Here is a 12,752-nt window from a genome sequence, read left to right on the forward strand (position 1 = left end):
CCATCTTGCCTGCTGCCTGCTGTGCGCGTAACGGCGGGACGGACGGAACCCGGTTCGCGGTCTCGGCTGTTTCTTCGCATCCCAGTACGATCAGCGGGCCTCGTCCGTCACCTGCCCCGAAGGACACGAACCATGGGTTCCGCGAAGAACGGCTCCGGCAAGGCCGGCAAGACCGGCAGCACCGGCAACAACAGCAGCGGCTCCGCCCGTCAGGCCCGGATAGCCGAGATGCGGCGTGCGGAGCAGGCACGCGACCGGCGCAACCGGGCGCTGACCATCGGCGCCAGTGCCGTGGTCGTCGCCGCCCTCGTCGTGGGCGGCGTGGTGCTGGTGCGGTCGCAGTCCGACTCCGGCTCGTCCGACAGCGCCTCCGGCGACTCCAAGGGGTCCGGGAAGTTCGTGACCGGCGCGGACGGGGTGAAGGAGTGGAAGGGCAAGCTGGCCCGCAACCACGTCACCAAGGCCGTGGAGTACCCGACCGAGCCGCCCGTCGGGGGCGACCACAACCAGGTCTGGATGAACTGCAACGGGGACGTCTACACCAAGGCGATCAACAACGTGAACGCCGTGCACTCGCTGGAGCACGGGGCCGTGTGGGTGACGTACAACGCGAAGGCAGACAAGGCCGACGTGGACGCGCTCGCGGCGAAGGTGAAGAAGACGCCGTACTCGCTGATGAGCCCCGTGGAGGGGCAGCAGGACCCGATCATGCTGACGGCGTGGGGGCACCAGCGGACGGTGAGCGGGGCCGACGACCCTAACGTCGACAAGTTCTTCGAGAAGTTCGTGCAGGGCGCGCAGACGCCGGAGCCGGGGGCCGCCTGTACGGGTGGGCTGCCGCAGTGAGGCGCGCCGGCTGGATCGCGGGCGGCGCGGCGGCGGTGCTGGTCGCCGTCGGCGCGGTGACGTTCGCGGTTGCCGGGGACGCCGGGGACGCCGCGAGCGACGGGGCGGGCGTCGAGGTGCCGGCCGCGTCGTCCGCCGACGCCGGGTTCGCCCGCGACATGGCCGTGCATCACCAGCAGGCCGTGGAGATGTCGTACATCGTGCGGGACCGTACCGACGACGTGGAGGTGCGGCGGCTCGCGTACGACATCGCGCAGACGCAGGCGAACCAGCGGGGGATGCTGCTGGGTTGGCTGACCCTGTGGGGGCTGCCGAAGGTGTCGTCGGATCCGCCGATGACCTGGATGGGGATGAGCGGGGCGCCGTCCAAGGGGGACGGGGCGCTGATGCCGGGGATGGCGACGGACGCGGAACTGGAGCGGCTGGGGGAGCTGCGGGGGCGGGCGGCGGAGGTCTACTACCTGCGGCTGATGACCGAGCACCACAAGGGTGGGGTGCACATGGCGGAGGGGTGTGCCGCGAAGTGCACGGTCGAGGTGGAGAAGCGGCTGGCGCGGGGGATGGTGGAGGCGCAGGAGTCGGAGATCCGGCTGATGGCGGAGATGGTGCGGGAGCGGTCGTAGCGTCGTGGCGGTCGTGGCGGTCGTGGCGGTCGGTGGTGGCTGGGCTGGATGTGATGCCTGCGGCGGCCTGTGCGGGGCGGTGGGTGGCTTGCGTTGCGCCGTCGGTTCGGTGGCGGGTCAGCGCTGCGCTGTGCCTCCGGCGGTTGGCGGGGTGCCTGCGGCGGCCTGTGCGGGGCCGTGGGTGGCTTGCGTAGCGCCTTGTGCCGGTGGGTGGGTCGGGGCCGCGCCGGGGGGTGTCCGTCCTCGGAACGGCGCGGAATCGGTCACTTGAAAACGCCCTGGCGTTGACGCGCCAACCGCTGCGGGCGGACACCCCCCGACACGTCCCCTTCCCGCCGTACGCGACTGCGGCCCGGTGATCCGTCCTGTCCCGCCCATCCCGCGCGGCGGCTGCGGTGGCAGGGCGGCGGCACGCCGCAACCCGCGGGCAGTCGTGCCGCTGGGGCGGCACGGGTGGGCGCGGGCGGCAACCCGTCAGCGCCGGGCCGCGCGACCCACCCCCCGTGCACGCCAACGCCGGGCCGCGCGAACCCCTGCGGCAACATCAACGCCGGGTCGCCCGGACCCCCTGCGGGAACACCGACGCCGGGTCGCCCGGACCCCCGAGGGAACGCCAACGCCGGGTCGCCCGGACCCCCCGCGGGCACCGTGAACGCGGGCGGCGCGTTCGTCGTCACACCCGTCCGCCCCCCATTGCGTCGAAATGACGATTACACTGACCCCGTGCCTCAACTACGCCTCGCCCTGAATCAGATCGACTCGCGCGTCGGCGACCTCGTCGGGAACAGCGAGAGCATCGTCCGCTGGACCCGTCGTTCCGCCGAGCAGGGAGCGCATCTCGTGGCGTTCCCGGAGATGGCGCTGACCGGGTATCCCGTCGAGGACCTGGCCCTGCGGTCGTCCTTCGTGGAGGCGTCCCGTGCCGCGCTGCGCGCTCTCGCCGTCCGGCTGGCCGACGAGGGGTTCGGTGGGCTGCCGGTGGTCGTCGGCTACCTCGACCGCTGCGAGACCGCCCAGCCGAAGTACGGTCAGCCCGCCGGCGCCCCGCAGAACGCCGCGGCCGTGCTGTACGGCGGCGACGTCGTGCTCACCTTCGCCAAGCACCACCTGCCGAACTACGGCGTCTTCGACGAGTTCCGGTACTTCGTGCCCGGCGACACCCTGCCCGTGCTGCGGGTGCACGGGGTGGATGTGGCGCTGGCCATCTGCGAGGACCTCTGGCAGGACGGCGGGCGCGTGCCGGCGGCGCGGTCGGCGCGGGCCGGGCTGCTGCTGTCGGTGAACGCCTCGCCGTACGAGCGGGAGAAGGACGACACCCGGCTGGAGCTCGTCCGCAAGCGGGCCCAGGAGGCCGGCTGCACCACCGCCTACCTCGCCATGGTGGGCGGGCAGGACGAGCTGGTCTTCGACGGCGACTCCATCGTCGTGGACGCCGGTGGTGAAGTCCTCGCCCGTTCCCCGCAGTTCGCGGAGGAATGCCTCGTGCTCGACCTGCGGTTGCCCGCCGCCTCCGCGGACGCCCCCAGCGGCGTCGTGGACGACGGGCTGCGCATCGAGCGGGTCGTGCTGTCCGAGGAGCCCCTGCCCGCCTACGAGGCCGTGGCGAGCGGGACCTACGCCGCTCGGCTCGACGACGACGAAGAGGTGTACTCCGCCCTGGTCGTCGGGCTGCGCGCCTACGTCGAGAAGAACGGGTTCCGGTCCGTCCTCGTCGGGCTGTCCGGCGGCATCGACTCGTCCCTCGTCGCCGCCATCGCCTGCGACGCCGTCGGCGCGGGGAACGTGTACGGCATCTCCATGCCGTCCAAGTACTCCTCCCGGCACTCCCGCGACGACGCCGCCGAGCTCGCGCGCCGGACCGGGCTCAACTTCCGTACCGTGTCCATCGAGCCGATGTTCGACGCCTACATGGGCGCCCTGGGGCTGACCGGGCTCGCCGAGGAGAACCTCCAGTCCCGGTTGCGCGGGACGCTGCTCATGGCCGTCTCCAACCAGGAGGGGCACCTCGTCCTCGCCCCCGGCAACAAGTCCGAGCTGGCGGTGGGGTATTCGACGCTGTACGGCGACTCCGTGGGCGCCTACGGGCCCATCAAGGACGTCTACAAGACGCTGGTCTTCCGGCTCGCCGAGTGGCGCAACCGGGCCGCCGTCGCACGGGGGCAGACCCCGCCCATTCCGGAGAACTCCATCACCAAGCCGCCCAGCGCCGAGCTGCGGCCGGGGCAGGTCGACACCGACTCGCTGCCCGACTACCCCGTGCTCGACGCGATCCTGGCGCGGTACGTCGACCGGGACCAGGGGGCCGACCGGATCGTCGCCGCCGGGTTCGATCCCGCGCTCGTGACGAAGACGCTGCGCATGGTCGACACCGCCGAGTACAAGCGGCGCCAGTACCCGCCGGGCACCAAGATCTCCCCCAAGGGGTTCGGCAAGGACCGGCGGCTGCCCATCACCAACCGGTGGCGCGAAACCGGCTGAGGACCTCACCCCTGGCGGGCCTGGGCCACCGGACCGGCCCAGGCCCCGGGGGAGAGGGCCGGTCGGGGGCCCTGGGGGCCTTGGAGTCCCGGACACGGACAGCGCCGGTGGTCATGGCTGTTTCCACGCAGTCGTTGCCCTCGCCGCTGCTGCTGTAACTGCTCTTGAACCACGCCAGTGCGGAGGTGCCCGCGACGGCCGGGCCGTGGGTCATGACTCTCCAAGCCTCTGAGCGACCCGCCCGCCCCCAGCACCTCGTCCGCGCGCTGCAGGTGCTCCGGACGGGGAATCCGCTTGCCGCCCTGGCACGCCCCCGGGTGACCACGCCGTTCCGGCGTGATCCGGAATGGGGCCCTCCATAACTGTGCGGAGCCTTGCCACCTCCGTCGGCGGCATCCTATGGTGCGCGAACAGAAAGCGCTTTCCCGGTGAGGTGTGGGAGCGATCCCACCTGTCAACTCGGCGGCTGTCGCCGCTGGTTGGAGCGTCACCCGCAAGAGCCGTGCGAGCCGCCGCGGTGTCATGGCCCGCCCCTGGGCGGGGTGGCCGTGATGCGGCGGACTGTCATGCCCATGACACTCGGTTGCCCGTGGCCAAGGGCAGCCCGGCGCGGCGCGCACCACCCGTATCGATGACGAAAGGTGAGGCGAGAATGAGACGACCAGTCGCACTGCGACTCTGTGCGGTGCTGGCCACGGGGGCCGTCGCCGCCGCGGCCGGAGTGGCGCTGTCGATGCCCGAGGCGTCGGCCGCGACCGCCGGCGCCACCGGCTTCGCGAGCCAGAACGGCGGGACCACCGGCGGAGCGGGCGGGCAGACCGTCCGTGCCACCACGGGCACCGCGATCCACCAGGCCCTGTGCACCCGGGCCAGCAGCAGCACCCCCATCACCATCCAGGTGGAGGGGACCGTCAACCACGGCAACACCAGCAAGGTGTCCGGCCCCAGTTGCAGCACCGCCGACGGCGTGATCGAGCTGAAGCAGATCAGCAACGTCACCATCGTGGGCGTCGGCAGCGGCGCCGTCTTCGACCAGGTGGGCATCCACATCCGCGACGCCCGCAACATCATCATCCAGAACGTGACGGTCAGGAACGTCAAGAAGTCGGGCTCGCCCACCTCCAACGGCGGTGACGCCATCGGCATGGAGAGCAACGTCCGCAACGTCTGGGTCGACCACACCACGCTGGAGGCGTCCGGCGGGGAGTCGGAGGGCTACGACGGCCTGTTCGACATGAAGAACAACACCCAGTACGTGACCCTGTCGTACAGCGTCCTGCGCAACTCCGGCCGCGGCGGCCTCATCGGGTCCAGCGAGAGCGACCTGTCCAACGGCTACGTCACGTTCCACCACAACCTGTACGAGAACATCGACTCCCGCGCGCCCCTGCTGCGCGGCGGCATCGGCCACATGTACAACAACCACTACAAGAGCCTCAACGACTCCGGCATCAACTCCCGGGCCGGCGCCAAGGCCAAGGTGGACAACAACTACTTCGAGGACTCCAAGGACGTCCTCGGCACCTTCTACACCGACGCCAAGGGCTACTGGCAGGTCGGCGGCAACATCTTCGACAACGTGACCTGGTCCAGCCCCGGCACCGACAACTACCCCGCCGGGCCCAATCCGACGTCCAACACCACCGTGAGCATCCCGTACGCCTTCAGCCCCGACCCGGCCACCTGCGTGCCGAGCGTCGTGAGCCAGACGGCGGGCGCGGGCAAGGGACTTCGCGTGTCCGACGGCAGCTGCACCCCGCAGACCCCGAGCCCCACGCCGACCACCCCCACGCCCGACCCCACCGACCCCACGCCCACCCCGACCCGGCCCGGCGGCACCAACCTCAGCCTCGCGGCCGGCGCCGACGGCACCAGCAAGGCCGACGGGACCAGCTACGGCAACGTGCGCGACGGTGACCTGAGCACCCACTGGTCGCCGTCCGGCTCCACCGGCTCCGTCTCCGTGAAGTGGGGCTCCGCCACCACCGTCTCCACGGTCACCATCCGGGAGGCGGCGGGCTCCGCGGGCGCGATCGGGTCCTGGAGGGTCGTCAACCACGACACCGGCGCCGTCCTCGCCACCGGAAGCGGCGCGGGCGTCATCGACATCCCGACGACCACCCTGAGCAAGATCACGTTCCAGATCACCGGCTCGACCGGCACCCCGAAGGTCGCCGAGTTCGAGACGTACGCGAGCTAGGACGGGCGCGGGGGCCGCAGCCGACCGCGGTCCCCGCGCTACGCCCCGCCGCGCGCCGCCAGCGCCGCCAGCAGCCTGTGCAGCGGTTCCGTCGCCCTGCGCCGGTACTCCTGGACCGCCCAGCCGTTGCCGTCCGGGTCCGAGAAGTACATGAACGTCGCGCCGTCGTCCGGGGCGTACCGGACCGGCTCGGAGACGTCCAGGCCGCGCCCGACCAGTTCCGCGCGGGCCGCCCCGATGTCGGCGACGCACAGCTGGAGCCCTTGGTAGGAGCCGGGGGCCGGGCGGGGGCCCTTCGTCATCTCCCAGATGCTGTCGCCGAGCGCGACGGAACAGCCCGAGCCGGGCGGCGTCAGCTGCACGATCCGCAGTCCCGGCATGACCTCCTGGTCGATGTCGACGTGGAAGCCGACCTTGTCCCGGTAGAAGTCCCTGGCCCGGTCGATGTCGCTCACCGGAAGGGGGATCACTTCGAGGGTCATGTCCATGGACCCGGCTCCTTCGTCGCCGCGGGCGTCAGTCGAACCGCCACCGCGTCTGGCTGAACGGCTCCCCCTTACCGAACCCGAAAACGGTGCGCGGCGCCACCGAGAACACCACGGCGTGCCCGGGACCGTGGTGGAAGTACCCGTCGCGCACCTCGAAGTGCCAGAAGCCGCCGTACTTCGCCTCCCACGCGGCGGCCAGCTCCCGCAGCCTGCCGTCGTCGGACACCCGGACCGCCTCGCCCTCCACGACCAGGTCGTAGCCCCGGTTCCAGATGTTGGTGCCGGTGGTCAGCACGACGTGCGGGTTGGCGGCGATGTTGCGGGCCTTGCGCTCGTCGGGCCCGGTGCAGAAGTGCAGCGCGCCCCCCGACCACACCGCGGGCAGCGGCGTCACGTGCGGCCGCCCGTCCGGCCGTACCGTCGAGATCCAGAACAGTTCGGCCGAGGCGAGCAGCGACTCGGCGTCCGCCCACGGCGGCGCGGTGGCCGACGGGTCGCTGTAACGGGGATCGACGCGGGCCTCGGGCTCGCTCGTCGGATGCGTCATCGGTGTCCTCCCAACCGGGACGGTCCCGCGGCGGGCCGTCCCCGCGCGGGCCGCCCTCTTCACGGCGTTCCCCCGGCAGGTTCGACCACGCATGCCGGCGGAACTCATCGCTCCCGGCCCCGGAGCCGGGCCCCGGCCCTGCGGTTAGGCTCGACCCCGTACGGCATCGACGCAGGGCAGGAGGCCGAGGATGACGGCGCCGGGGCGCAGGAGCAGCACCTTCACGCGACTGCTGCGGCACGGCTTCACCGATGCCTCCGCCGCCGAACGGCTCCTGGACAGCCCGGAGCTCGCCCCGCTGCGCGACGACCCGGTCCTGCTGGACGCCCTCGGCGCCACCGCCGACCCCGACCTCGCCCTGCGGGGCCTGGTGCGGCTGCTGGAGGCACAGCCGGACGCCACCGCCCGCCGTGGACTGCTCGACACGGTGATCGCCGCCAAGCCGCTGCGCGACCGCCTCCTGGGCGTCCTCGGCGCGTCCGCCGCGCTCGCCGACCACCTGGCCCGGCACGCCGGCGACTGGCGGGCGCTCGTGATGTACGAGCCGCGCGATCTGCACCCCGGCGTGGCCGAGTTCGAACGCGGGCTCGCCGAGGCCGGCGACCCGGTCGCGCTGCGCGTCGCCTACCGGCGCTGCCTGCTGTCCATCGCCGCCCGCGACGTGTGTGGCACCACCGGCATCGCCGAGACCGCCGCCGAGCTCGCCGACCTCGCCACCGCCACCCTGCGCGCCGCCCTCGGCCTCGCGCGGGCCGCCGCGCCCGACGACGCGGCGCTGTGCCGGCTCGCGGTGATCGCGATGGGCAAGTGCGGCGGGCACGAGCTGAACTACGTCTCCGACGTCGACGTGATCTTCGTCGGGGAGGCCGTCGAGGGCGCCGACGAGGACAAGGCGCTGCGCGCCGCTACCCGGCTCGCAGCGCACATGATGCGGATCTGCTCGGAGACGACCGTCGAGGGCTCGATCTGGCCCGTGGACGCCAACCTGCGCCCCGAGGGCCGCAACGGCCCGCTCGTGCGCACCCTCAGCAGCCACGTCGCCTACTACCAGCGCTGGGCGAAGACCTGGGAGTTCCAGGCGCTCCTCAAGGCCCGCCCGGTGGCCGGCGACCTGGAGCTCGGAGAGCAGTACGTCGCCGCCGTGGAACCCCTGGTGTGGCAGGCGGCGGAGCGGGAGAACTTCGTCGCCGACGTGCAGAAGATGCGCCGCCGGGTGGTGGAGAACATCCCCGTCGCCGAGGTCGACCGCCAGCTCAAGCTCGGCCCCGGCGGCCTCAGGGACGTCGAGTTCGCCGTGCAGCTGCTCCAGCTGGTGCACGGCCGGGCGGACGCCTCCCTGCGCAGCGGGACGACGCTGGCCGCGCTGAACGCCCTCGCGGCGGGCGGCTACGTGGGCCGGGCCGACGCCGCCCAGCTCGACGAGGCGTACCGGTTCCTGCGCTCCATGGAGCACCGCATCCAGCTGTTCCGGCTGCGCCGCACCCACCTGGTGCCCGAGGACGAGGCCGACCTGCGCCGCATCGGACGCTCCCTGGGCCTGCGCACCGACCCGGTGTCCGACCTGCACCGGGAGTGGAAGCGGCACGCCGGCGCCGTACGACGCCTGCACGAGAAGCTGTTCTACCGGCCGCTGCTCGACGCGGTCGCCCAGCTCGCCCCCGGCGAGGCCCGGCTCAGCACCGAGGCGGCCCGCGAACGCCTGGTCGCCCTCGGCTACGCCGACCCGGCGTCCGCGCTGCGCCACCTGGAGGCGCTGGCCTCCGGCGTCAGCCGCAAGGCCGCGATCCAGCGCACGCTGCTGCCGGTGCTGCTGGGCTGGTTCGCGGACTCCGCCGACCCGGACGCGGGCCTGCTGAACTTCCGCAAGGTGTCGGACGCGCTCGGCAGGACGCCCTGGTACCTGCGGCTGCTGCGGGACGAGGGCGCGGCGGCGGAGAACCTGGCGCGTGTGCTGTCGGCGGGGCGGCTCGCCCCCGACCTGCTGATGCGGGCCCCGGAGGCCGTGGCGCTGCTCGGCGACGGCGACACCGGCGGGCGCGGCGGTCTGGAGCCGCGCGGGCGGGCCCAGCTGGAGCAGGAGGTCCTCGCGGCGGTCCGGCGCGCGGACGGCGCCGCACAGGGCGTCACGGCGGCGCGCGGGGTGCGGCGCCGCGAGCTGTTCCGCACGGCGGCGGCCGACATCGTCGGCTCCTACGGCACGGAGGCGCAGCCCGCCGAGGCCGACCAGGGCGCGCTGGTGGACCTGGTCGGCGGCGCGGTGTCCGACCTGACGGCGGCGACGCTGGCGGGCACGCTGCGGGCGGTCGTCCGGGAGGGCTGGGGCGACACCCTGCCGACCCGGTTCGCGATCATCGCCATGGGCCGGTTCGGCGGCCACGAGCTGGGCTACGGCTCCGACGCCGACGTGCTGTTCGTGCACGAGCCCCGGGACGGCGTCGAGGAGCGGGAGGCCGCCGACGCGGCGAACAAGGTCGTCTCCGAGATGCGCCGCCTGCTGCAACTGCCCACCTCGGACCCGCCGCTGCTGATCGACGCCGACCTGCGCCCGGAGGGCAAGTCGGGGCCGATGGTGCGCACCCTGAAGTCGTACGAGGCGTACTACCGGCGCTGGTCGCTGGCGTGGGAGTCGCACGCGCTGCTGCGGGCCGAGGCGGTCGCCGGGGACGAGGAGCTGGGCCGCCGGTTCATGGCGCTGGTCGACCCGCTGCGCTACCCGGCGGACGGGCTGGGGGAGGAGGCCGTACGGGAGATCCGGCGGCTGAAGGCCCGCATGGAGTCGGAGCGGCTGCCGCGCGGCGCCGATCCCCGGCTGCACACCAAGCTGGGTCCGGGCGGGCTGTCCGACGTGGAGTGGACCGTGCAGCTCATGCAGTTGCGGCACGGCGCCGAGGTGCCGGGGCTGCGCACGACGCGCACCCGGCAGGCGCTGGCCGCGGCGCGCGAGGCCGGGCTGATCGGGGCGGAGGACGCGGCGACGCTGGACGAGGCGTGGGTGCTGGCGACCCGGGTGCGCAACGCCGTGATGCTGGTGCGGGGCCGGGCCGGCGACACGTTCCCCTCGGAGGGCCGGGAGCTGGCGGCCGTGGGCCGCTACCTGGGCTACGGGCCCGGTCACGCGGGCGACATGCTGGACGACTACCGCCGCACCACCCGTCGGGCACGCGCGGTCGTCGACGCGCTGTTCTACGGCACCTGAGCGCGCCGGCGCCGGCGCGGTGCCGGCAGCGCCGGGCGCGGCGGCACCACCTTCGGCAGCGCGTACGGCGTCGCCCCGTACCAGGCACCGGCCACCGCGAAGCCGAACGCGAGGCACAGCATGCCGCCCACCGCGTCCAGCCAGAAGTGGTTGGCGGTGGCGACGATCACGACCAGCGTGGCCGCCGGGTAGAGCAGGCCCAGCACGCGGACCCAGGGGACGGTGGCGAGGGCGAAGATCGTCAGGCCGCTCCACAGCGACCAGCCGATGTGCATCGACGGCATCGCGGCGTACTGGTTCGACATGTTCTTCAGGTCGCCGGACGCCATCGAGCCCCAGGTCTGGTGGACCATGACCGTGTCGATGAAGTGGCCGCCGTTCATCAGGCGGGGCGGCGCGAGCGGGAACAGGTAGTAACCGACCAGGGCCACGCCCGTCGTCGAGAACAGCACGAGCCGGGTCGCCCCGTAGCGCCCGGGATGCGCGCGGTACAGCCACACCAAGACGCCGAGCGTCACCACGAAGTGCAGCGTCGCGTAGTAGTAGTTCATGCCGACGATCAGCCAGGTCACCGAATTCGCGGCGTGGTTGACGGACTGCTCGAAGGCGAGGCCCAGTTGGTGCTCGAACTCCCAGATCCAGTCGGCGTTGCGCAGCGCCTCGCCCCGCTGCTCGGGGACGGCGTTGCGGATGAGCGAGTAGGTCCAGTAACTCACCGCGATCAGCAGGATCTCGAACCAGAGCCGTGGCCTTCCCGGAGCCCGCAGCCGGCGCAGGAAGTCCTGGTCCGCGTCGTCCGCGACGAGGTGCGGAACGGCCTCGTCGCGGCCTTCCAGAGTCGTCACGGTCGTGTCACCCATGGGCACAGAGTCTGCCAGATAAGCCTTTCCCGACCGATCATCCTCCGGTCGGGTCCGGGACGCATGTTCTCCACCGGGAGGGGGCCCGGCGACTACCGCGCGCGCAGGGGGCGCGCGCCGCGCCTCCACCCTACGGACGATTCCGGTCTCCGGGTGCCGAAGCGGTCGAACCGCGCACCACCAGTTCCGGCATGAACACGAACTCGCTGTGCGGCGCGGGCGTCCCGCCGATCTCCTCCAGCAGCGTGCGCACCGCGGCCTGCCCCATCGCCGGGACCGGCTTGCGGACCGTCGTCAGGGGCGGGTCGGTGAACGCGATCAGCGGGGAGTCGTCGAAACCGACCACGGAGATGTCCTTCGGGACCTCCAGGCCGTGCTGCCGCGCCGCCCTTATCGCGCCGAGCGCCATCATGTCGCTGGCGCAGACCACCGCCGTGCAGTCCCGCTCGATCAGCGCCGTCGCGGCGGCCTGACCGCCCTCCAGCGTGTACAGCGAGTGCTGCACCAGCTCGGTCTCCACGGTCTGCGCGCTCAGGCCCAGCTGCTCCTGCACCGTGCGCACGAAGCCCTCGATCTTGCGCTGCACGGGGACGAAACGCTTCGGCCCCAGGGCCAGTCCGATGCGGGTGTGACCGAGGGAGGCGAGGTGCGTGACCGCCAGCGCCATCGCCGCGCGGTCGTCGGGGGAGATGAACGGCGCCTGCACCTTCGGCGAGAAGCCGTCCACGAGCACGAACGGCACGCCCTGGGCGCGCAGTCGTTCGTAGCGCTGCATGTCGGCCGTGGTGTCCGCGTGCAGTCCGGAGACGTAGATGATCCCGGCGACGCCGCGGTCCACGAGCATCTCCGTCAGCTCGTCCTCCGTCGAGCCGCCCGGCGTCTGCGTGGCCAGCACCGGCGTGTAGCCCTGCCTGGTCAGCGCCTGCCCTATGACCTGGGCCAGGGCCGGGAATATCGGGTTCTCCAGCTCCGGGGTTATCAGGCCCACCAGGCCCTCGCTGCGCTGCCGCAGCCGCACCGGGCGCTCGTAGCCCAGGACGTCGAGGGCGGCCAGTACGGACTGGCGGGTGGTGGCGGCGACGCCCGGCTTGCCGTTGAGGACGCGGCTGACGGTCGCCTCGCTCACCCCCGCCTGAGCAGCGATGTCGGCAAGGCGTGTGGTCACAGCACCGGACTGTAGCGGGCGTATGTCGCCTTGCCCACCGACCGGACGCCTGGTGCGCGCCGGTGAGCGGCGCGCCGCGGGTTGCTGCGTCATCGCGATCCCTCATGTCGTGGTCGGCGTCCTGTCCCGCAACGGATGATTCACCCGGCGGTAACGGATGGCAAGTGCTTGCAGAGTCTTGCACAACCCCCCGTTGGGCCGCCGTACCGCCCGTGGGCAGGGTTGCACGGTGGTGGCGGACAGGTCACGGCGGCGTAACTCTCGGCAGGCCTTGCACTTTTTTTCTGCAAGGTCTTTCGCGACGATTGCATCGCTGTTACGTTCACGTCGCCCGGCGCGGCGGCAACGA

General features: G+C 72.5%; 9 protein-coding genes and 1 pseudogene. 5 read left to right on the forward strand and 5 right to left on the reverse strand.

Features of this window, described 5'->3' with window-relative positions; translation table 11 throughout:
* Window positions 1-228: 228 nt before the first annotated feature.
* From QC282_RS05685 to QC282_RS05695, 3 genes are all read left to right on the forward strand, one after another.
* Window positions 229-846: a DUF3105 domain-containing protein gene (locus tag QC282_RS05685; protein ID WP_279548212.1), complete on the forward strand. Its 618-nt coding sequence runs from the start codon at window positions 229-231 to the stop codon at window positions 844-846.
* On the forward strand, window positions 843-1,469 hold the full coding sequence (locus QC282_RS05690; protein WP_279548087.1) for a DUF305 domain-containing protein: 627 nt from the start codon (window positions 843-845) through the stop codon (window positions 1,467-1,469). Before QC282_RS05685 ends, QC282_RS05690 begins: the two co-directional genes overlap by 4 nt.
* Window positions 1,470-2,192: 723 nt before the next feature.
* Complete coding sequence (locus tag QC282_RS05695) at window positions 2,193-3,947, forward strand: NAD+ synthase (protein WP_279548088.1); 1,755 nt, start codon at window positions 2,193-2,195, stop codon at window positions 3,945-3,947.
* A gap of 5 nt (window positions 3,948-3,952) precedes the next feature.
* Here the strand turns inward: QC282_RS05695 and QC282_RS05700 are convergent.
* Window positions 3,953-4,161: pseudogene (locus QC282_RS05700) on the reverse strand (DUF397 domain-containing protein).
* A 438-nt stretch (window positions 4,162-4,599) separates the two neighbouring features.
* Between QC282_RS05700 and QC282_RS05705 the strand changes: the two are divergent.
* Window positions 4,600-6,147 (forward strand): pectate lyase, encoded by a 1,548-nt coding sequence (locus QC282_RS05705; RefSeq protein WP_279548089.1) that lies wholly within the window; start codon window positions 4,600-4,602, stop codon window positions 6,145-6,147.
* Window positions 6,148-6,185: 38 nt separating this feature from the next.
* On the opposite strand, the gene QC282_RS05710 is transcribed toward QC282_RS05705, so the two are convergent.
* Entirely contained in the window at window positions 6,186-6,635 is a 450-nt protein-coding gene (locus QC282_RS05710) for a VOC family protein (RefSeq protein ID WP_279548090.1), read from the reverse strand.
* Between the two features lie 28 nt (window positions 6,636-6,663).
* Window positions 6,664-7,182: a pyridoxamine 5'-phosphate oxidase family protein gene (locus tag QC282_RS05715; RefSeq protein WP_279548091.1), complete on the reverse strand. Its 519-nt coding sequence runs from the start codon at window positions 7,180-7,182 to the stop codon at window positions 6,664-6,666.
* Window positions 7,183-7,372: 190 nt separating this feature from the next.
* On the opposite strand from QC282_RS05715, the gene QC282_RS05720 reads away from it, so the two are divergent.
* Window positions 7,373-10,378 (forward strand): bifunctional [glutamine synthetase] adenylyltransferase/[glutamine synthetase]-adenylyl-L-tyrosine phosphorylase, encoded by a 3,006-nt coding sequence (locus tag QC282_RS05720; protein ID WP_279548092.1) that lies wholly within the window; start codon window positions 7,373-7,375, stop codon window positions 10,376-10,378.
* On the opposite strand, the gene QC282_RS05725 is transcribed toward QC282_RS05720, so the two are convergent.
* Together QC282_RS05725 and QC282_RS05730 are read right to left on the reverse strand one after the other, a co-directional pair.
* The gene (locus QC282_RS05725; RefSeq protein ID WP_279548093.1) at window positions 10,366-11,238 is read right to left on the reverse strand and encodes a phosphatase PAP2 family protein; all 873 of its coding nucleotides are present in this window, start codon (window positions 11,236-11,238) and stop codon (window positions 10,366-10,368) included. The two genes, QC282_RS05720 and QC282_RS05725, sit on opposite strands and share 13 nt — an antisense overlap.
* A gap of 130 nt (window positions 11,239-11,368) precedes the next feature.
* Window positions 11,369-12,403 (reverse strand): LacI family DNA-binding transcriptional regulator, encoded by a 1,035-nt coding sequence (locus QC282_RS05730; RefSeq protein WP_279548094.1) that lies wholly within the window; start codon window positions 12,401-12,403, stop codon window positions 11,369-11,371.
* Between the last annotated feature and the right edge of the window lie 349 nt (window positions 12,404-12,752).

Origin of the sequence: Streptomyces sp. DH24, assembly GCF_029813775.1 — a bacterium.
GTDB lineage: Bacteria > Actinomycetota > Actinomycetes > Streptomycetales > Streptomycetaceae > Streptomyces.

Excerpts from the sequence above, each read along its gene's own strand:
- QC282_RS05685 (WP_279548212.1), top strand. The coding sequence starts at position 229 with ATGCGGCGTGCGGAGCAGGCACGCGACCGGCGCAACCGGGCGCTGACC.
- QC282_RS05705 (WP_279548089.1), top strand. The coding sequence starts at position 4,600 with ATGAGACGACCAGTCGCACTGCGACTCTGTGCGGTGCTGGCCACGGGG.
- QC282_RS05710 (WP_279548090.1), bottom strand. The coding sequence starts at position 6,635 with ATGGACATGACCCTCGAAGTGATCCCCCTTCCGGTGAGCGACATCGAC.
- QC282_RS05715 (WP_279548091.1), bottom strand. The coding sequence starts at position 7,182 with ATGACGCATCCGACGAGCGAGCCCGAGGCCCGCGTCGATCCCCGTTAC.
- QC282_RS05720 (WP_279548092.1), top strand. The coding sequence starts at position 7,373 with ATGACGGCGCCGGGGCGCAGGAGCAGCACCTTCACGCGACTGCTGCGG.
- QC282_RS05725 (WP_279548093.1), bottom strand. The coding sequence starts at position 11,238 with ATGGGTGACACGACCGTGACGACTCTGGAAGGCCGCGACGAGGCCGTT.